This is a genomic window from Candidatus Binatus sp. (assembly GCF_030646925.1).
Lineage (GTDB): Bacteria > Desulfobacterota > Binatia > Binatales > Binataceae > Binatus.
Genome location: NZ_JAUSKL010000067.1, coordinates 72,389 through 92,608, shown reverse-complemented (window position 1 = coordinate 92,608; position 20,220 = coordinate 72,389). Strand labels below are relative to the sequence as shown.

Genomic DNA, 20,220 nt, shown 5'->3' with positions numbered 1-20,220 from the left:
CCGGCTGTCAGCCGGATCGAGAACGACGAGCGCACGCCGAGGCGTGCGATCAATGAAGAGTTAACCCGCTCCCGCCATGGCGTAAGACTGTGGCGGACGACAAGAAAAAGCTACGAGCAATACTACGCGATTGCCGCGATGCGCTTTCAGTCGAGCGCGCCGCGGCGATGTCGCTGTGCATTCAGCGCGAAGTGATCGCGAGCGCCGAGTATCGCGGCGCCGGGGCGGTCGTGCTGTATGCGTCGAAGGGCAACGAAGTCGCCACCGATGCGATCTTCGCCGACGCGATCGCGTCGGGGCGCGCCGTCTTCTATCCGCGGATCAAAACGGACCCGCGTGATCGATCGGTCAGGACGATCGTTGCGGGCCGGGTCCGCGATCGCAGCGATCTTCAACCTGATGCGCTCGGAATCATCGCGCCGCCCGAATCGGCGGAGCGGCTCGATCGACAGAAGTTTTCCAGCATCGTGATTTGCGTTCCCGGCGTGGCCTTCGGACTCGAAGGTCAGCGCCTCGGCAGGGGCGGGGGCTATTACGATCGTTTCCTCGGCCAGTTCGGCGCGGAAGCGATCGGCGTGGGACTCGCTTATTCATTCCAGCTGCTCGATCGAATTCCCGAAACGGAGTTCGACCGGCGGCTCAACATCATCGTGACCGAGTCCGCTGTTCATCGCGCCGGCGAAACGCCACTGCCGGCTCGCGAGGCGCGGACGAAGGAGGTACACCCGGGTGGCTCTACTCACCTTAATCCTGGGAATCATAATTGGTGGCGTGGTCTTATATTTTTGGGGGATAACGAACCAGCGCAAGGACGCCGTTAACCTGGAGGCCGCGCACGCCGAAATCGAGGGCATAACCAAGGAGGCAAAAACCCGCAGCGAACTGTTACTCAAGGAGGCTGAACTAAAGGCCAAAGACCTGCTCGTCGGCGCGCGCGCCGAAGCGGAACGCGAGATCCGCGAACGGCGGCGCGAAATCACGGCGATCGAAGCCAAGCTCGAAACTCGCGAAGAGAGTTTCGAAAAACGCCAGGAAGCATTCGAGCGCCGGGAGGCCGACCTTAATCGGCGCGATCAGAGCCTTCGCTCGCGCGAGAAAAGTCTCACCGAAAAGGAAGAACAACAGCAGGCGCTGATCGACGAAGCACGCGGCAAGCTCGAAGCCGTCGCCGGACTCACGCGCGAAGAAGCGAAGCGCTCGTTGATGGAGGAGATGATCGGACAGGCGCGCACCGAAGCGTCCAAGCATATTCGAATCGTCGAGGAAGAAGCGCGCGAAGAGGCCGATCGGCGCGCGAAACGAATCGTGTCGATCGCGATCGAGCGGCTGGCGGGCGAGTTCGTCGCGGAGCGCACGGTGTCGGTGCTCTCGCTGCCCAACGACGAAATGAAGGGCCGAATAATCGGGCGCGAAGGCCGCAATATCCGCGCGATCGAGGCGGCGACCGGGGTCGATATCATAATCGACGACACGCCGGAGGCGGTCGTTATCTCATGCCACAATCCGATTCGCCGCGAGATCGCGCGCGTCGCGCTCGAGCGATTGATCTCCGACGGCCGGATCCATCCGGGACGGATCGAGGAAGTCGTGCGCAAGGCGGAGCAGGAGGTCGAGGAATCGATCCGCGAGGCCGGCCAGCGCGCGATTATCGAGGTCGGCGTGCACGGGATTCATCCGGAGTTGGTCAAGCTGCTCGGGATGCTCAAGTATCGATACAGCTACGCGCAGAACGTTCTGATGCATTCGATCGAAGCGGCGTTTATCTGCGGCTCGATGGCGGCAGAACTGGGACTCAATGAAAAGCAGGCGCGCCGCGCGGCGCTGCTGCACGATATCGGCAAGGCGCTGACCCATGAAGTCGAGGGGTCGCACGCGCTAATCGGCGGCGAAATCGCGCGCAAGTACGGCGAATCGGCGAAGATCGTCAACGCGATCGCGGCGCATCATGAGGAAGTGAAAGCCGAAACGATTCTCGCGCCGCTGGTCGATGCGGCCGATGCGCTCTCGGGTGCGCGTCCGGGTGCGCGGCGCGAGGTGCTCGAGAGTTACGTCAAGCGTCTCGAGGATCTTGAGGCGATCGCGAAATCGTTCAAAGGGGTCGAGAAGTGTTTTGCGGTGCAGGCCGGCCGCGAGATGCGGGTGATCGTCGAACCGACCCAGGTCTCGGACGAAGACACCTCGATGCTGGCGCGCGAAGTGGCGCGCAAAATCGAAGCCGACATGACCTATCCGGGACAAATCCGCGTGATCGTCATCAGGGAGACGCGGGCGACCGAATTGGCGAAGTAAGACAATTGAAATTGCTCGAAGCGGAGGCTCGATCGCGATGCGGTCGGGCCTTCGCGCTTTACGGGGCGGCGCGCGCGCTACTATTATCGAAGCGCGATGCCGACTACGCGTGAAGTTCTCGACGCCACGATCGCTCTGGAAAAACAGAGCATGGCGCTCTATGTGCGATTCGCCAAAACTTTCGCGCACGATCGCGTGCTGCAGGATTTCTGGTTCGCGATGGCGCGCGATGAAGCCCGCCACGTCGGCGCGCTCGAGCTGGTGACGACGGTGCTCTACCAGGAATCGATGCTCGACAACGCGAGTCCGATCTCGCTCGAAGATGGGACCATTTTGCGGCTCCGCGCGCTGCTCGAAAAAGCGCAGCGCGACGCGGCGCCGGGAATCCCGCTCGAACGGGCGCTGGAAATCGCGCTCGAAGTCGAGGAGACCGAACTCGAGGATTTGGTGTCCGATCTGCTGAAGGCGTTGCAGGCGCCCGATGAATACGAGCGATGCCTGCGCTTGCTGGTCCACGATCTCGGCGAATTGAGCTACATGATCGAGCGGCATTCGCATGACCCAGCCCTGCTCGCGCGATGCGACGCGCTGGTCGATCGCCACGCCGAGACCCTGCGCCACTTCTCCGCGAAATAGTTTGTTCAAATCCGTGGGCATGGCGCCGCCAGAGTTCGCAGCCAGGTATGCTCGAGCGCTCGCCCGACTCTACAATCAATCCCGAGCGGAGCGCTGGAACGTAACTCAGGATTTGCTATTCGAGGCGGCGCATCGTGCGACGCGCTCAGCGGGAGCATCCGGCGATTTGGCGATCGCGGCGTTGCTCGATGCTCTGCACGGTGAAGATCTCGCACTCGCGCTCGCCTGCAAAGCCGGTCATGCCGGCGCGTGGGAACATGTCATCACGAAACTTCGTCCGTCGCTTTATTCAGCGGCGCGCGCGATCACCCGCGACGATGACCGCGGCCGCGAACTAGCCGATTCGTTGTGGGCCGATCTCTACGGACTCCAGGTGCGTGACGGCGCGCGTCGCTCGATGCTCGATTATTTCCACGGCCGCAGCTCGATTCTGACCTGGCTGCGCGCCGTGCTGGCGCAGCGTCACGTCGATTACGTCCGCTCCACGAGCCGCCTCGAGCAATTCGCCGACGGCGCGAATCCACCCGCCGATGCGAGTCGCGACGACGACCAATCCGAGCCCGAACGCGCACGCTACGTGCAGATGCTCGGTGCGGCGCTCGCGATCGCGCTCAAGTTGCTTGCGCCGCGCGAGCGGATGCGGCTTGGGTACTACTATCGCCACGCGCTTTCGCTGAACGAAATCGGCCGCCTGATGAACGAGCATGAATCCACTGTCTCGCGCCAGCTTGCGCGCTCGCGCGACGCTCTCAAGCGCGAAATTGAGGCGCAACTCAAAACTCAAAACGGCCTGGATCAGGAGCAAATTCGGCTGTGTTATGATTACGCTGCGGGTGATTTGCCAATCGATCTTGGCCGCGCGCTGCCCGAGGCTCGCTAAAATGAAAAGCCTAAACCGGATTCTTTCAGTCGTCGTGCGCAATTTTCGATGACTCATTCGTTCAAATAGAGACGGCGAAAGAGAAGTTGAATTCCTCGGACAAAAACAACCCGCCCCTCGACGCGATTTTGCGGCGCACGATGCGCGAATCGCCCGGCGACGCGACTTCGGACTGCCCCGACGCCGGCGTGATCGCTGCATACTACGATCGTTCAATGTCGTCGTCGGAGCGCGAGCATCTCGAGCAACATTTCGCCGACTGCGCGCGATGCCAGATGAATCTCGCCTCGATTGCGCGCGCCGATTCCGGAATCGTCGAGGCTGCGAAGCGATCGCCAGTCGCATGGCTTCGCGGATTGCGTATCGCGATTCCCGCGCTGGCAGCGGCGGCGGCGATCCTGATCGCGATCAGGTTCACACGCAACACCGAAAACCAATTCGAGCGGCAGCAACTCGTCGCGATGTCGAAGCCGGAGGCAGCGGCGAATGCGCCCGTCACGGAATCGCTCGCTTCATCGCAGACCGCTCCGCCAAATGAAGCTCCCGCCGCGCCCGCCGTCGGTGAGTTGGCGCTGAACGAACCCAAGCGCGCGCCAGCAATGGAAGAACGAAGCGCGCCGCTCGCTGATCAGGCGAAGCCGCTCGCCAAAGAAAAGAGTCGCGATACGTTCGCCGGATCGGCGAGAGCGCGGACAGAGGCGTTCGCTGAAAAACGCGCGATGCGCGCTGAAGCCGCGGCAGAACCGGAAACCCAAACACTCGCCGGCACTGAAGCGGAAGCATCCGGCGAAGCGGCGCCGTCCTCTGGAGGCGCGCTCGCGATGCGCACGGATACGGCGGCTGCCAAGGCTCCGTCAAGTTCGCCGTTACCCGACAATTCGTTGGGAGTTGCCGCGGGTTCAGCAGGATCGGCATCCGCAGGCGCAGCCAGCGCGTTTGCTGAACGCGGAACGGCCAGCAGCAGCTTCGCGTATCCCGTGCGTCCAACCGATCCGGGATTCAACGCGGTCGTCTCTGTTGAGGGTGCGGTCTGGGAAATCGGGCCGAAAGGAAAGATTGCGCGAAGCGTGACCGGCGGCGAATACGTCGCGCAGAACAGCGGCGTGTCCGCAGACCTTCTCGCCGGCGCAGCAACTTCCAGAGATGTGTGCTGGATCGGCGGCCGTGCCGGGACGATTCTACGCACGACCGATGGCGGCGCGAATTGGCGGAAAATCGCGTCGCCGACTAGCGACGACATCACTCAAATCACCGCCAGCAGCGCCGATCGCGCGAGCATCACCACCGTCAGCGGCAAGAATTTCGCCACCGCCGACGGCGGCGCCACCTGGCGTCCGCAATAAACCGCCCGATCTTTTCGTGCAAGAAAATTCGCCCGCGCCGTTCAAAGAGTCGAGAGGGACGACTCGATGGACCAGGTATCCGCGGCGATTCAGGCGAGCGCGATTCGAGCCAGCGCGATCAGGGCGGGCACAGCACGCACGGGCGCGATCGTATCAGCCGTTCGCGGTGCATTCTCCGATCCGCGGCTGTTCCAGATTTTTGCGCTCGGGATCCTGCTCGCGATCGGCGCCTGGTTCCGCGATTTCAGCCTCCGCCCTACGCAAGCGATTCTGACCTTCGCCGCCGCCCTCGCGACGCAGTGGGCCTGCTGGCCGCTGACGCCCAATAAGCCGCGCTCGCTCCGTAGCGCGATCATCACCTCGCTCAGCCTCTCGCTGCTGCTTCGCGCCGACAATCTGTTGGTGCATCCGATCGCCGCCGCGGCCGCGATTTCATCCAAATCGATCTTCCGATTTCGTGAAAAGCATCTGTTCAATCCCGCGACCTTCGGCGTGATCTTCGCCCTCAAGTTGCTTCCCGGCGCGTGGGTTTCGCCCGGCCAATGGGGACAGGACGTTGCGATCGCAGGATGGGTCGTCGTGCTCGGGATGCTGGTGACGCAGCGCGCGCGCCGCGCCGATATCAGTTGGGCGTTTCTCGCATTCTATCTCGGCGCACTCGCGCTTCGGGTCGCGTATCTCGGCCAGCGCTGGAGCGTGTGGACGCATCAGTTGTCGAGCGGCGCGCTGCTCTTGTTCGCGTTCTTCATGATTTCCGATCCGATGACGGCGCCCAACAGCCGCGCCGGACGAATCGCGCACGCAGCAGTGGTCGCGGCGATCGCATACGCATGGCAGTTCGGCTTCTACCGCACCAACGGACTCATTTGGGCTTTGTTTATCGCGGCGGCGTGCGTTCCGCTCTGGGACGCGCTCTGGCCGGCGCCGAAATTCAACTGGACTCAAAATGGAGGTCACGATGAAACCAATTCCGTTTCGACAATCGATGCTCGCGATGCTGATGTTCGCCGCGATCGCGCTCGGCAGGCCGCATGATGCGCGCGCATTCTGCGGCTTCTATGTTGGCAAGGCCAACGCGAGCCTGATCAATCACGCGTCGCAGGTCGTGGTAGCGCATCGCGACGACAAGACCGTAATCAGCCTGATGAACGATTACCAGGGCGAGCCGTCGGAATTCGCGCTGGTGGTGCCGGTGCTGGTGGTGTTGCAGAAGGGGCAGGTGCATATCGGCGATCGCGAACTGTTCACCAAACTCGACGCGTACAGTGCGCCGCGCCTGGTCGAATATTTCGATCCCAATCCGTGCGAGATCATGCGGCCGATGGCGATGGGGGCCGCGGGTGCGATGGACATGGCGAAGTCGAGTGCTCGCAATGAAGCCGAGATGAAAACGCTCGGAGTCACGATCGAGGCCGAGTACACCGTCGGCGAATACGACATCGTGATCTTGTCGGCGAAGGAATCGTCGGGGCTCGAGACGTGGCTGCAGCAAAGCGGTTACCGGGTTCCGCTCGGCGCGAGCCGCGCGCTCGCACCGTATATCCGGCAGGACATGAAATTTTTCGTCGCGAAAGTGAATCTGACGGAGCATCGCCGCGCCGGATTGACCTATCTCCGGCCGCTGCAGTTCGCGTTCGAATCGCCGAAATTCATGCTGCCGATTCGGCTGGGCATGATTAACGCGCAAGGCCCGCAGGATCTGATCGTCTATCTGCTCACCGAAAACGGGCGCGTCGAGACCACCAACTATCGCACCGTCAAACTGCCGAGCGGGATGGATATCCCGGAGTACGTCGGCGGTGAATTCGGCGATTTCTACAAGGCGATGTTCAATCAACAGGTTAAGCGCAACGATATGCGCGCAGTGTTCACCGAATACGTGTGGAACATGGGATGGTGCGATCCGTGCGCCGCGCCGCCGCTCTCGCGCGAGGAATTGAAGGGCCTCGGCGTGTTCTGGCTCGACGAACAGCCTGGCGGCGTTGGGATGCGCGGCGGCGTGATGATGTATCCGCCAATTGGCGGCGGTGCGCTGCCGGTGATGCTGACCCGCCTGCACGTGCGCTACTCGGCCGATACTTTCCCTGAGGATCTCGCCTTCCAGGAAACGCAGGATCAGGAAAATTTCCAGGCGCGCTATGTGTTGCGCCACGCCTGGAAGGGGTCGCGCGAGGCGTGCCCGGCGGCGAAGAGTTACTTCGAAGAGGTGAATCGCCGGCGCGGGCAGGAAGCCGAGACGCTCGCCGATCTGACTGGATGGACGATTGGCGACGTGATCAAGAAGGCCGGGCTCAAGGGAATCGAAGCGCCGAAGCCGTGGTGGCAGAATATCTGGGATTAAATTTCATCTCGTCCTCCCCTCGGCGAGCATCGCGAGATCACGGCGCGATCGCCTCGCCGAGGGGCATATCCTTACCCGCGCGATCATCGTACAGATGAGCCCGCGTTGACTTGCGGCGGGGGGTGGCTTAGCGTTGCCTGTTTGGTAGAGTTGTATTTCAACGTGAGTGGTCTGGGCTGCTCGCGTTACCTCGACCTGCTGCACCGAGTTCAGGCTTATGTTTGATACCCTCAGCGACCGCCTTGAAAGCGTCTTCAAGAAGCTCAAAGGCCAGGGCCGAATCACCGAGCGCAATATCGAAGAGGCGCTCCGCGAAGTACGCCTCGCGCTGCTCGAAGCCGACGTAAATATCAAGGTCGTGCGCGATTTCGTCGAGCACGTGCGCGGCAAGGCGCTCGGCCAGGAAGTGTTGCGCTCGCTCTCGCCCGAGCAGCACCTCATCAAGTTCGTCGCGACTGAGTTGCAGAACGCGATGGGCGGGACGGCGCGCGAACTCGATCTCAAGGTCAAGCCGCCGGTCAAGATCATGGTCGTCGGGCTGCAAGGCTCGGGCAAAACCACTTCGATTGCCAAGCTCGCGCGATGGCTCAAGTCGGAGCGCAAGCGGCATCCGATTCTCGCCTCGACCGACGTGTATCGCCCGGCCGCGATGGAGCAGTTGCGCGTGCTCGGCGCGAACGCCGGTATCCCGGTGCTCGACAGCAGCGAGGATCAGGATCCGATCGAGATCGCGTCGCGGGCGCTGGCGCGCGCAGAGACCGGCGGTCACGACGCGGTGCTGATCGATACCGCGGGCCGCCTGCAGATCGACGAAGAGCTGATGGACGAGCTGGTGCGACTCAAAGCCGCGCTCCGGCCGCATCATATTTTATTCGTCGCCGACGCGATGACCGGCCAGGAGGCCGCCAACGTCGCGGCGGGATTCCATGAGCGGCTCGGCATCTCCGGCGTCATTCTGACCAAGCTCGATTCCGACGCGCGGGGCGGCGCCGCGCTGTCCGTCAGGACCGTCACCGGCGCGCCGATTTTGTTCGCAACTACCGGCGAGAAGCTCGACGCGTTCGAGGTCTTCTATCCGGATCGGCTGGCCTCGCGAATCCTGGGCATGGGCGACATGCTGACGCTGATCGAGAAGGCGCAGCAGAACTACGATCAGACCAAGGCCAAGGAGCTCGAGCGCAAGTTCAAGAAGAACGAGTTCACCATCACGGATTTCGCCGAGCAGATCAAAGCGATCGCCAAGATGGGCTCGCTCGGCGACATCATCGGGATGATCCCAGGACTCAAGAAAGTCGCCGGCGCCGCTGACTCGGAGGAAGCGAAACTCGAGATGCGGCGTATCCAGGCGATCATCGATTCGATGACGATCCAGGAGCGCGACAATCATCTGATTATCAACGGCCGGCGGCGATTGCGAATCGCCTCGGGCAGCGGGACTTCGGTCCAGGACGTCAATCGCTTTCTCAAACAATTCGAACAGACGCGCAAAGTCATGAAGAAGATCACCAAGATGGGGGCGGGAAAAATGATGATGCGCGGAATGGGACTAGGGAGTTAATATAGATGAGGAAAAGCACATGGCCCTTGTAATCCGGCTGCGCCGTCATGGCAGCAAAAAGAAACCCTACTACCGTATCGTCGTCGCCGATTCGCGCTCGCCGCGCGACGGGCGCTTTGTCGAGCAGGTCGGAACTTATGACCCGGCTTTCGATCCACCGCGCGTCACGCTCAAGAAAGAAAATACCGATAAGTGGATCAAGGCGGGCGCTAAACCGAGCGACACGGTGAGAAAGTTAATTAAACGAGCCGACGAAGCCGCAACGGTCTCCGCTTGATGCGACCCGCTGCAACGGAGCCATCCTATGAAGGAGCTCGTTCAGTTCCTCGCGCAACAATTGGTGAACAATCCTGAGGCGGTGGACGTGAAGGAGACGCTGGGCGATACCGCATCGGTACTCGAACTGCGGGTGGCCAAAGAGGACCTGGGGCGAGTGATCGGCAAACAGGGCCGCACGGCGAAATCGATCCGTACGATCCTCAACGCGGTCGCGTCGCGCACCAATCGCAAAGTCGTGCTCGAGATTGTCGAAGACAAGTAGCGCTGAAGTGGCGCGGGGCGAAGGGTTCTCGCTGCCTCGTTCCCGTGCGCATTCCGGCTCAGTAGAAATCGGCGCCCGGCCTCACGGGCGCCGGCGCCAAATCCAGCCTCGATGCTCCGTATTGGCCGCATAGTTGGCGCGCACGCGCTGAAGGGCGCGCTCCGCCTGCGGCTCGACAACCCGGACTCCGACAGCCTCGAGCGCGCCCGGCGCATTTTTGTCGAACGGGGCGGCGAGCCGAAGGAATTCAAATTGTTGGGCGTCAGCAGGCTGAACGCGACCACGCTCCGAATCACCATTGAAGGCATCGCCGACGCCAACGCCGCCGACGAAATGAAAGGCGCGATCGCGATGCTCGCACCCGAGGATGTCCCGCCGCCGGCGCCCGGCGAGTTCTACTACTATCAGGCGATCGGCTGCGAGGTGTTCCTCGTCGATGGCTCCAGTATCGGCAAAATTGAAGAGGTCTTCTCCAACGGCGCGCAGGATATCTGGGTCGTACGCCACGGCGATCGCGAGATTCTGATTCCGGTGATCGCGGACGTCGTCAAGGCGATGGACTTCGACGCGCGCCGCGTCACGATCGATCCAATCCCCGGCCTGCTCGACTGATCTTTTCAGTGCCGGATTGAGTCAGGCATGGGCAAGACGCAGGCGGCTCGGTCGTTCGTGCGGCATCTGGCCCAATCTCCACTGCCCGGATAGATTTGGATAACGACGCCCGCGTTTGCACACGATGAAAATTCACGTAATCACGCTGTTCCCCGAGATGTTCGAATCGCCGCTGCAAGGCGGCATGATCGGTCGCGCCATCGAGCAAGGATTGATCGTGCTCAAGACTCATGCGCTGCGCGAATTCGGCCTCGGCAATTACCGCCAGGTCGATGATGCGCCGTACGGCGGCGGCAGCGGGATGGTGATGCGGCCGGAGCCGATCGCGGCTGCGATCGACGCCGTCGATGCTGAATGTCCCGGACTATGGCGCGTCCTGATGACTCCGCAGGGCGAAGTTTTCGATCAGGCGATCGCGCGCGAGTTTGCCGGCCGCACGCCGGGCCTGATGCTGATCGCGGGGCGCTACGAAGGAATCGACGAACGCGTGCGCGCGCTGGTCGATCAGGAAATCTCGATCGGCGACTACGTGCTGAGCGGCGGCGAGCTGCCCGCGATGGTCGTGATCGAAGCAGTCGGCCGGCTGCTTCCCGGCGTGCTCGGCAATCCCGAGTCGCTCGACGAGGAATCGTTCGCGGCCGGGATGCTCGAATATCCGCAATACACGCGGCCCGACGAGTTCCGCGGGATGCGCGTGCCGGACGTGCTGCTGAGCGGCGACCACGGCAAAATCCGCGAATGGCGGGCGGCCGAATCGCGGCGGCGCACGACGCGGCGGCGTCCGGACTTGCTCGAACGGCGGAGATCCTGAGCGTGGCGGACCTTTTCGTCGCGCTGATTCATCATCCGGTCGTGAATCGCAACGGCGAAATCGTGACCTCGGCGATCACCAGCCTCGACATTCACGATATCGCGCGGGCGGCGCGCACTTACGACGTGCGCGGCGTTTTCATCGTGCATCCGATTCCCGAGCAGCGGAATTTCGCCGCCAGCGTGATCGAACATTGGCGCTTCGATTTCGGCCGCGCGCATGATTCGCGCCGTCGCGAGGCGCTCGAGCTGGTGCAAATCGTCGCCGATTTGGACGAGGCGATTTCAGCCGCGGAAAAGGCCGCGCGGAAACGCCCGCTGATCGTGCATACGTCGGCGCAGACCGTCGGCGGCGCCAGTTACGCGTCGCTGCGCGAGCGCATGAGCCAGCCCGATGCGCCGCCGATGATGCTCCTGCTCGGCACCGGCTTCGGGATGGCGCCTGAAGTCGCCGCGCGGGCCGATATCGTGCTGGCGCCGATTCTCGGCCCCACCGACTACAACCATCTCTCGGTTCGCTCTGCCGCCGGGATCATTCTCGATCGCCTCCGCGGCCATTGAACGATTCGTCTGCCCCTGGACCGAGGCCGTCATCGCCAATTTTGAAGCACCGGGATCCTTCGACTCCGGCAGCCTCCGCTCGGGATTGTAGGATGACAGAGGGGGGGTGGGGTCGCTAGGGCAGGCCGACTTGCGCGCGCTTGGAGGCGGGCGAGTAGCTCGCCTTCAGAATTGCACCGCCGACCGATTCGGCGGTAAGCACGGCGCTCGCGTCGCATCCGCACTTGAGGCTCATCAGGTACGCGCTGCGGCCGAGCGTCGCTGCGTAGATGTCGAGTTGCTCCTTGACGCCCTGGATCGCGGCCTTGTCCTCGATCGTGACGTCCTTTGCGCTCACGACGACTTGCGCAGGTGTCGAGCCGGTGCGGTCGCCGAACATTTGTTTGAGCATCGCGACAAAGGCGGCGTGATCGAGCGTCGGCACGTCGGCCTTGAGCACTGCGTCGTAGGTGGTGTCGGCGCGATGGTCGGGCGCAGCGGCGATCGCGCGGCGGATCGCGTCGGCGCGTGACAGTTCGGCGAGCGGCGCGTGTTCGTATTGCGCGAGGATCTTGCGCGCCTGGCTGTCGTTGCCGCCGGCGATCGCACCCAAGGTTTTGCCGAGCAGTGACTGCGCCTGGCTGCGGCGAAGTTGCTGCTGGGCGGCGCCGATCATGCGCTGCACTTCAGGATTGTTGAGGCCCGCCTTCTGAAAGACGAGCATCGCGGTCTCGCCGTCGCCGCGATCGAGCAGGTTGCGCGCAGTCTCGAGCGGACTCAGTGGTTCGGTATCGCGAATCGGCGCGGTCTGCAGGTAGAGTTTGGTCGCCGCGACGAGCTTGGCTTCGACGCGGGTCTCGACCGCCTTGAAGGCTTGCCATTCGTCGCTCGAGATCAATTTTTTGCCGGTGGCGCGCTCGGCGAAGAGTTGCGCGGGCATCGCGAGGATCGCCGCGGCGCCGCCGATTACCGGCTCGCGATCGCTGAAGGTGAAGCGATGGCGATCTTCCGCCAGCGTCGACAGATTAAGCGTCCAGATTTCGTACGCGCCGGTGAACCTCGCCTCGCCCTTGTCGCGCGTGCTTTGAAACGACTCGGGCGGCAGGCTGACGACCATCACGGCGTCGAGCCGCTCGTCGGCGTCGCCGGCGACGAAGCGCTTCACGCAGGCGTCGATATCGCCGGGCGGCTGAATCGGCACGGCCTTGACGTTGGGCAATTTGCCGACGAGTTGATCGATATCGGTTTCGGTCTGCGGCGAAATCGGGCCGAGTACGCCGACGCCGATTTTGATTTCCGCGGCGGCGCGGGAAACGCCGGCGGCTACGAGAATAGTGGCGAAAAAAATCGTGACGATGTTTTTGATCATCGGGTATGCTTCGACGGAATCTTGGGTGCGCGCACGGGCGGTGAGCATTCCAAAACCGGCCGCCGAGTTCAATCAGTTCGAAACAGCGAGCGATCTCACATCGGCGCGAGTTGCTTGAGTATCCGGTCGTAAAGCTACAATGTCTAGCCAGCCGGTTCGAAGCGCCGGCGCCAGATGGCGGAGCACGTAGTTCACATATTGCCGGAGCAGGTGGCGAGCCAGATCGCGGCAGGCGAGGTGGTCGAGCGGCCGGCGTCGGCGGTGAAAGAGCTGATCGAGAACTCGCTGGATGCGGGCGCGCGCGCAATCAGCGTCGAGATCGAGCGCGGCGGCGTGGCGCTGATCGCAGTCGGCGACGACGGCTGCGGAATGACGCGCGAGGACGCGATCCTGTCGCTGCGGCGCCACGCGACGTCGAAGATTCGGAGCGCCGCGGACCTCACGGCAATCCGCACGCTGGGATTTCGCGGCGAGGCGCTGGCGTCGATCGCGAGCGTGTCGCATCTGAAGCTGCAGACGCGCCGGGCGATCGATGCTAACGGCGTCGAGCTAACGGCCGACGGCGGCAATATAGATGATACGCGCGAATGCGCGATGGCGGCGGGCACGCGAATCGAGGTGCGCGAGTTGTTTTTCAACACGCCGGCGCGGCTCAAATTTCTGAAGACCCTTGCGACGGAGCAGGGCGCGATCGCCGACGCGTTTCAGCGGATCGCGCTCGCCAATCATCATGTCGCGTTCGTGCTGATAGCCGATCAACGCAAGATTTTCGAGTTGCCGCGGGCGGCGTCGCCGCTCGAGCGCGTGCGCCAGCTATTCGGATCGAAGCTCGCGGGCAGCCTGCTGCGCTTCGAGCTGGATCGTCCGGGACTCCGCGCGCGGGGGCTGGCGGCGGCGAGCAACGAATCGTTCGCGACGGGCCGGATGATTTTCACCTTCGTCAACGGACGCTCGGTCCGCGATCGAATTTTGATTCGCGCGATCGAGCAGGCCTACCAGACGCTGATTCCGCGCGGACGGCATCCGGCGGCCGTGCTGTTCGTGGATATCCGGCCGGAAGACGTCGACGTGAACGTGCATCCGATGAAGACTGAAGTTCGGTTTCGTAATTCCGGCGCGGTGTTCGAGGCCGTTTATCACGCGGTGCGCGATCGATTGGCGGATCAGACCGATTCGAACGCGGCGGCAACATCGAAGGCGAATCAGGCGCCGGGTGACGTCGCGATGGGCTTGATCACGATGTCCACCGCAAGTGAGGAGCAAGCGGCGTCGAATGAACCGCGCGAATCGTCGCCGTCCTCGCCGCATTCGAGATCGGACGCACCGCTACGATTGGTTCCCGACGCGCCGCGGCCGGCTGCGTTTCAGCGTCCGCTCAGCCTCGCTTACGATCGGGACGATCGACCGACGACTGCGAACACGCCGGCGACAGCGCAAATCCCGATGTACTCGCAGCTTCGCGTGATCGGACAAATCTTTGCGGGCTATATCGCGCTTGAATCCGACGACGGGCTGATCCTGATCGATCAGCATGCGGCGCACGAGCGCGTCACGTTCGAGCGATTGCGCGCGGAATTGCGCGACGGCGGAGTGCGCGTGCAGCAAATGCTCGCGCCGGTGCCGGTCGAGCTTAACCCGGCGCGCGCGGCGCAGATTCAGAACGCCGTCGGCGAACTGCGCGCGATGGGCTTCGACCTCGAGCCGTTCGGACCGACGACGCTGTTGCTGAAGGGTGCGCCCGCGGTGTTCGGTCCCGAGGGCGGCGCGCGCTTGCTGGCGGACATGATCGATAGCCTCGGCGAGGCGGGTTTCCGCGGCGGCAAGGAGGACGCATTCGAGACCTGGCTGAAGCAGCTTGCGTGTCACGGCTCGGTGCGCGTCGGGCGCGTGCTCGAAGCGGCCGAAATTCACTCGTTGCTGGCCGAACTGGATCGCACCGAATTCAAAACCAACTGTCCGCACGGGCGGCCGGTGCATATAAATTTCGGGCGCGGACAGATCGAGCGGATGTTTCGCCGATGAGGACGAGCGCCGGGCCGACGTCGAGTATCGCAGCGGAGGCCGGCGGCGCGGCGAAGCTTCGCGTCGGCTTTATCGTCGGTCCGACCGGATCAGGGAAGTCCGCGTTCGCGATGGAAATTGCGCCGCCCCTCGGCGCGGAGATTGTCAACGCCGACTCGCGGCAGTTTTATCGCGGGATGGATCTCGGCACGGCGAAACCGTCGGAGGACGATCGCCGCCGCGTGCCGCATCATCTTATAGACGTGCGCGACGCGGACGATCCGCTCGACGTCGCGGACTTCGCGGCGATGGCGCACGCGGCGATTGCCGATGTCGCGCGGCGCGGCGCGCGTCCGATCGTGGTCGGCGGCAGCGGGCTTTATCTGCGGGTGCTGCGAAACGGGATTTTCAAGGGACCGGCGGCCTCGATGGATATCCGGCGCAAGTATGCGAAAATCGCGGACGAGCTAGGCGTTGCGTATCTGCACGACCATCTGCGCGAAATCGATCCCGAGGCGGCGGCGCGAATCGGCGTCAACGATCTGTTCCGGATCACGCGCGCGCTCGAAGTTTTCGAATTGACCGGCGAGACGATCACGGCGCATCACGGGCGGCATCGATTTGCCGATACGGAGTACGACGCGCTGACGGTCGGCGTCGAAGTCGAGCGCAAACGACTGTACGAATCGATCGATGCGCGCTTCGACGCGATGATCGCGGCGGGGCTGATCGAGGAAGTGCGGCGACTGATGGAAGCAGGGCAAGCATCGGAGCGATCGCGGCTCAGCACGATCGGCTACCGGCAAATGGCGGCGTATCTGCGCGGCGAGATCGCGCTCGCCGAGGCGATCGCGCTGGCCAAGCGCGATTCGCGCCGGCTCGCGAAGCGGCAGTTGACGTGGTTCCGCGCGCAGCCGGAAATCGTATGGCTTGACGCTCGGCGCGGCAGTCAGGATGCTCTCGCATTATTCGAGAATTTTTTCGGCGAGCGCGGTGAACTTTGAAAGGCAACCTGAACGGACATAAGAATCGCCGCGGCGCGAAGCGGCGCGCCAAAATCGAGGCGAAGGATGATGGCGCTGCGGAAGTCAGCCTCAGCGCGATCGAACGGGTGCGGCTCGCGCGCAATCCGATGCGGCCGCAGACGCTCGATTACGTCGATTTGCTGATTCGCGACTTCTTCGAGATTCACGGCGACCGGCGCTTCGCGGATGACCGCGCGATCGTCGCGGGGCTCGGCTACTTCGGGCGCCGCGCGGTCGCGATCGTCGGACAACAACGCGGACGCACCACGACTGAGCGCTTGAAGCGCAACTTCGGCAAGCCGCATCCCGAGGGCTATCGCAAGGCGGCGCGCGTGTATGAACTTGCCGACCGGTTTTCGATTCCGCTGATCACGTTTATCGACACGCAGGGCGGCGAGGCGGGCGTTGGCGCCGAAGAGCGCGGGCAGATCGAGGCGATCGCGCACAACCTCGAATTGATGGCGCGGCTCACGGTGCCGGTGATCGCGTGCGTGATCGGCGAAGGCGGTTCGGGCGGCGCGCTCGCGCTGGGCGTCGCGAATATCGTGCTGATGCAGGAAAACGCGTGCTACTCGGTAATCACGCCGGAGGGATGCGCGGCGATTTTGTGGCGCGCGGGCGGTGAGGAGAACGTCGCGGCGGCGGCGAGCGCGCTCAAGATTTCAGCGCCCGATCTGCTTGAGTTTGGAATTATCGACGAGGTCGTTTCAGAGCCGCAAGGCGGGGCGCATACCGCGCCCGCCGAAGCGGCGCATCTGCTGGGCGCGGCAATCACGCGCCATCTCGAGGCGCTGATCAAGCTGAAGCCCGGCGAACTGCGGCGCGATCGCGATCGTAAATTCGCCGCGATGGGCGCGGCCTACTTGACGAGGCCCGGAATCGAAAACGACAGGCCGATCGGCTAGCGCGCTGCTTCACTATTTGATGATCGCACTTCGCGGGCGACCTAAGTGGACTCAGCCAATGTTACCGGATCGAGAGCGCCGGCCGTGTCATCAATGGGTCGTTGAAAAGGGCTCTGCGATCGGTTACGCATTCGGAGTTCATGTCATCTCGAATACGCAAGAAAGCGGCGGCGGAACCGCCGTCGATCGAAACGCTGCGCGCGCGAATCGATGAAATTAACCTGAAGATCCTGCGGCTGCTGTCGTTGCGCGCGAGTCTCGCGACGGAGATCGGGCGCTTGAAGCATCATGATGGCGGCGTGGTGTACCAGCCGCTGCGCGAACGCCAGGTGATCGAAAAGATGATCGCGGAGAACCAGGGCCCGCTTGGCGACGAGCACATCAAGCAGATTTTCGTCGAGATAATTTCGGCGTGCCGCGCGCTCGAGCACGTGCCGCGGGTGGCGTTCCTCGGACCGGAGCATACGTATTCGCATGAGGCGGCGGTGATGCGCTTCGGCTCGAGCATTGAACTTGCGCCGCAGCCATCGTTTGCGTCGGTGTTCAACGAAGTCGAGAACGGGCGCGCGGACTTTGGCGTGGTGCCGGTGGAAAACTCCACTGAGGGATCAGTTACGCTGACGCTGGATCTCTTGATCGACACGCCGCTGGTGATAATCGGGGAGATCCTGCTGCCGATTCGGCATTCGATGCTGTCGCGCGAGGGCGACCGCGCGCTGGTGAAGAAGATCGTCTCGCATCAGCAATCGCTCGCGCAATGCCGCGGGTATCTGGCGGCGAATTTTCCCCATTGCGAGACCCAGCCGGTCGCGTCGAACTCACTTGCTGCGCAGCTTGCGGCCGACGATCCGTCGCTCGGCGCGATCGCGTCGGCGGCGGCGGGCGAGGCGTACGGCCTCAAGACGATCGCGGCGAATATCCAGGATATAGCGAGCAACACCACGCGCTTCATCGTGATGGGCACTCGCGCGACGGATCGATCGGGCGCGGACAAGACCACGGCGCTGTTCGCGGTGGCGGATCGGGTCGGTGCGCTCAACGAGGCGCTCAGCCTGTTCGCGCGCAATTCGATCAACATCTCGAAGATCGAGTCGCGGCCGCTGCGCGCGCGGCCGTGGGAGTATCTGTTTTTCGTGGACCTGATGGGTCATCGCGAGGATCCGAATCTCGCGCGCGCGCTGAAGGCGCTCGCGCGCAAGGCTCTTTTTTTAAAGGTGCTCGGATCGTATCCTGAAGGCAGGTCTGCCGCCGCGTAGCGGGCAGCTCATCGTCTCTTGATCAAAGCACAGGATTTGGTTTTGCCCTCGGTTGCCGCGCTCGCGCCGTACGAGCCGGGGAAACCGATCGAACAGTTGCAACGCGAACTCGGAATCGGCGAGCCGGTGAAACTCGCGTCGAATGAAAATCCGATCGGGCCGTCGCCGCTCGCGATCGAAGCAATCAAGGCCGCGCTGCCGGAGCTGAATCGCTATCCCGACGGCGCGAGCTACGCGCTGGTCGCCAGGATTGCCGAGCGTCACGGCGTCGCACCCGAGCGGGTTTTTCCGGCGTCGGGATCGGTCGAGGTGATCAACCTGCTCGCGTATCTGTTTTTGCGGCCGGGGCTCAACTCGGTCTATTCGGAGCATTCGTTTGCGATTTATCCGCTGGCGACGGCGGCGGCAGGCGGCGATCACAAGGTCACGAAAACTATCGATGGATTTGCGCACGATCTCGACGCGATGGCGTCTGCGATCGATGCGAACACGCGGCTCGTCTTCCTCGGCAATCCGAATAATCCGACCGGCACGATCTATCGGCGCGCCGAGTGGCAGCGCTTTCTTAAGCGCGTGCCCGAGCACGTGGTGATTGTGGCCGATGAAGCGTACTTCGAATTCGTGCGCGATCCCGAGTATCCCGATTCTTTGCAGGACCACGACGACCAGCGGCTGCTGATCACGCTCCGCACGTTCTCCAAAATTTTTGGACTCGCGGGAATCCGGGTCGGATACGCGGTCGCGCGCCCGGATATCATCCAGATGCTGCACAAAGTGCGGCAGCCGTTCAACGTGACGTCGCTCGCGCAGGTCGCGGCGATCGCGGGCATGGACGACAGCGCGCATATCGCGCGCACGCTCGAAGTCAACGCCGCCGGGATGCACTATCTCGAAGCGGAGTTCCGGCGGCTTGGGCTGAGTTTCGTTCCGAGTTTTGCGAATTTCATGCTGGTCGAAGTGGGCGATGGGCGTGCGGTTTATGATGCGTTGCTGCGGAAGGGCGTGATCGTGCGCCCGATGAACGGCTACGGCTATCCGCATCATGTGCGGATCAGCGTGGGCCTGCCGGAGGAGAATCGTCGTCTGATCGCGGCGCTATCCGAGGTGATTCGCAAGTAAATTCCCGCGCGGATTCTTGCGATCGGAACTACCGCGCGATTTCGAATCGAGCGCGCGGACCCAAGTCGATAGCCAAAAACCCGTCGGAAAAACATCAAACGAGCGTGGCGCAGCTATTCAATCAAATGACCGTGTGCGGGGTGGGACTCATCGGAGGCTCGCTCGCGCTGATCGCGCGCGACGCCGGACTGGTCGGCAAAGTAGTCGGCCTCGGGCGCTCGCAGGCGAATCTCGACGTCGCGCTCGAACGCAAAATGATCGATATCGCGACGCGCGATCCGGTTGAGGCGGCGCGCGGCGCCGATCTGATCGTGCTGGCGGTGCCGATTCTTGCGATGCGCGCTACGCTCGAAAAAATGATCGCGCACACGGCGCCCGACGCGGTCGTAACGGACGTCGGCAGCGTGAAAGGATTTGTGGTGCGCGCGCTGGAGCCGCTGATCACAGGCAATCGAGCGTTAGTCGCGGCTCATCCGGTGGCCGGCAAGGAAACCACCGGCGCGATCGCGGCCGATACGTCGCTCTTTCGCGATCGGCGCGTGATAATCACGCCGTCGGCGAAGAGCACGCCCGCTGCGATCAACAAGATCGAGCAGCTATGGAGCGAGACCGGCGCGTGCGTCGAGATGATGGATGCGGCGACGCATGACGAGTTGCTCGCGCGCGCGAGTCACTTGCCGCAAATCGTGTCGAGCGTGCTCGGCGCGGCGCTGGCGGACGAACGCGTCGGCGACAAGCTGGCGGTGGAGTACGGCGCGGGCGGACTTCGCGATACGACGCGGCTCGCGGCGTCGTCGTGGGAGATGTGGCGCGACATATTTATTACGAATCGCGAGGCGATCGCCGATGCGCTAAGAATTTACGGCGCGACGTTTGCCGAGTTTCAGCGGCTGGTCGAGACCGGCGACGTCGAACGGCTGGAAGAATTATTCGAGCGCGGACGCAGGATGCGCGAGCGAATCCGATGAAGCGGGCGTCCGTGTCATCCCGAGCGA

The 20,220-nt window shown here is 63.1% G+C and carries 20 protein-coding genes; 19 read left to right on the top strand and 1 reads right to left on the bottom strand.

From position 1 onward, the window contains the following. Nucleotides 1–89 precede the first annotated feature (89 nt). The 13 genes from Q7S58_RS11950 (at nt 90) to Q7S58_RS11890 (ending at nt 11,571) form a co-directional block, all read left to right on the top strand. The gene (locus Q7S58_RS11950) at nt 90–821 is read left to right on the top strand and encodes a 5-formyltetrahydrofolate cyclo-ligase (protein WP_304825541.1); all 732 of its coding nucleotides are present in this window, start codon (nt 90–92) and stop codon (nt 819–821) included. Then, nucleotides 730–2,289 carry a ribonuclease Y gene (gene rny / locus Q7S58_RS11945; protein ID WP_304825538.1) on the top strand — a complete coding sequence of 520 codons (1,560 nt, stop codon included), beginning with the start codon at nt 730–732 and terminating at the stop codon, nt 2,287–2,289. Before Q7S58_RS11950 ends, rny begins: the two co-directional genes overlap by 92 nt. A 96-nt stretch (nt 2,290–2,385) precedes the next feature. Further along, nucleotides 2,386–2,925 (top strand): hypothetical protein, encoded by a 540-nt coding sequence (locus tag Q7S58_RS11940; RefSeq protein WP_304825535.1) that lies wholly within the window; start codon nt 2,386–2,388, stop codon nt 2,923–2,925. A gap of 19 nt (nt 2,926–2,944) precedes the next feature. Further along, nucleotides 2,945–3,805, top strand: coding sequence for an RNA polymerase sigma factor (locus tag Q7S58_RS11935; RefSeq protein ID WP_304825532.1), 861 nt, complete (start codon nt 2,945–2,947; stop codon nt 3,803–3,805). 86 nt (nt 3,806–3,891) lie between these two features. Beyond that, nucleotides 3,892–5,148: a hypothetical protein gene (locus tag Q7S58_RS11930; protein WP_304825529.1), complete on the top strand. Its 1,257-nt coding sequence runs from the start codon at nt 3,892–3,894 to the stop codon at nt 5,146–5,148. 66 nt (nt 5,149–5,214) lie between these two features. Beyond that, nucleotides 5,215–6,183 carry an RnfABCDGE type electron transport complex subunit D gene (locus Q7S58_RS11925; RefSeq protein ID WP_304825526.1) on the top strand — a complete coding sequence of 323 codons (969 nt, stop codon included), beginning with the start codon at nt 5,215–5,217 and terminating at the stop codon, nt 6,181–6,183. Continuing rightward, nucleotides 6,107–7,489, top strand: a complete 1,383-nt coding sequence (locus Q7S58_RS11920; RefSeq protein ID WP_304825524.1) for a DUF2330 domain-containing protein — start codon at nt 6,107–6,109, stop codon at nt 7,487–7,489. The genes Q7S58_RS11925 and Q7S58_RS11920 overlap by 77 nt, the downstream gene beginning before the upstream one ends. A 217-nt stretch (nt 7,490–7,706) precedes the next feature. After that, entirely contained in the window at nt 7,707–9,047 is a 1,341-nt protein-coding gene (gene ffh, locus Q7S58_RS11915) for a signal recognition particle protein (RefSeq protein WP_304825520.1), read from the top strand. A gap of 19 nt (nt 9,048–9,066) precedes the next feature. Next, the gene (rpsP, locus tag Q7S58_RS11910) at nt 9,067–9,324 is read left to right on the top strand and encodes a 30S ribosomal protein S16 (RefSeq protein WP_304825516.1); all 258 of its coding nucleotides are present in this window, start codon (nt 9,067–9,069) and stop codon (nt 9,322–9,324) included. A 27-nt stretch (nt 9,325–9,351) separates the two neighbouring features. Continuing rightward, nucleotides 9,352–9,588: a KH domain-containing protein gene (locus tag Q7S58_RS11905; RefSeq protein WP_304825513.1), complete on the top strand. Its 237-nt coding sequence runs from the start codon at nt 9,352–9,354 to the stop codon at nt 9,586–9,588. Between the two features lie 111 nt (nt 9,589–9,699). Continuing rightward, complete coding sequence (gene rimM, locus Q7S58_RS11900; protein ID WP_304825510.1) at nt 9,700–10,200, top strand: ribosome maturation factor RimM; 501 nt, start codon at nt 9,700–9,702, stop codon at nt 10,198–10,200. A 115-nt stretch (nt 10,201–10,315) separates the two neighbouring features. Next, entirely contained in the window at nt 10,316–11,011 is a 696-nt protein-coding gene (trmD, locus tag Q7S58_RS11895) for a tRNA (guanosine(37)-N1)-methyltransferase TrmD (protein ID WP_370655507.1), read from the top strand. A gap of 2 nt (nt 11,012–11,013) precedes the next feature. Further along, nucleotides 11,014–11,571, top strand: a complete 558-nt coding sequence (locus tag Q7S58_RS11890) for an RNA methyltransferase (RefSeq protein ID WP_304825504.1) — start codon at nt 11,014–11,016, stop codon at nt 11,569–11,571. Nucleotides 11,572–11,686: 115 nt separating this feature from the next. Here Q7S58_RS11890 and Q7S58_RS11885 read toward each other — a convergent pair whose 3' ends face one another. Beyond that, nucleotides 11,687–12,919, bottom strand: a complete 1,233-nt coding sequence (locus tag Q7S58_RS11885; RefSeq protein ID WP_304825501.1) for a hypothetical protein — start codon at nt 12,917–12,919, stop codon at nt 11,687–11,689. A 174-nt stretch (nt 12,920–13,093) separates the two neighbouring features. Here Q7S58_RS11885 and mutL point away from each other — a divergent pair, with 174 nt between their 5' ends. From mutL to Q7S58_RS11855, 6 genes are all read left to right on the top strand, one after another. After that, nucleotides 13,094–14,941 carry a DNA mismatch repair endonuclease MutL gene (gene mutL / locus Q7S58_RS11880; RefSeq protein ID WP_304825498.1) on the top strand — a complete coding sequence of 616 codons (1,848 nt, stop codon included), beginning with the start codon at nt 13,094–13,096 and terminating at the stop codon, nt 14,939–14,941. Further along, complete coding sequence (gene miaA, locus Q7S58_RS11875; protein ID WP_304825495.1) at nt 14,938–15,924, top strand: tRNA (adenosine(37)-N6)-dimethylallyltransferase MiaA; 987 nt, start codon at nt 14,938–14,940, stop codon at nt 15,922–15,924. The genes mutL and miaA overlap by 4 nt, the downstream gene beginning before the upstream one ends. Next, nucleotides 15,921–16,850, top strand: coding sequence for an acetyl-CoA carboxylase carboxyltransferase subunit alpha (locus Q7S58_RS11870; protein ID WP_304825493.1), 930 nt, complete (start codon nt 15,921–15,923; stop codon nt 16,848–16,850). The genes miaA and Q7S58_RS11870 overlap by 4 nt, the downstream gene beginning before the upstream one ends. 140 nt (nt 16,851–16,990) lie before the next feature. Beyond that, nucleotides 16,991–18,106: a prephenate dehydratase gene (gene pheA, locus Q7S58_RS11865; protein WP_304825490.1), complete on the top strand. Its 1,116-nt coding sequence runs from the start codon at nt 16,991–16,993 to the stop codon at nt 18,104–18,106. 42 nt (nt 18,107–18,148) lie between these two features. Then, a complete protein-coding gene (gene hisC / locus Q7S58_RS11860) occupies nt 18,149–19,225 on the top strand; it encodes a histidinol-phosphate transaminase (protein ID WP_304825488.1) in 1,077 nt (358 codons plus the stop codon). 104 nt (nt 19,226–19,329) lie between these two features. After that, nucleotides 19,330–20,193, top strand: coding sequence for a prephenate dehydrogenase/arogenate dehydrogenase family protein (locus tag Q7S58_RS11855; protein WP_304825484.1), 864 nt, complete (start codon nt 19,330–19,332; stop codon nt 20,191–20,193). Nucleotides 20,194–20,220: the final 27 nt, after the last annotated feature.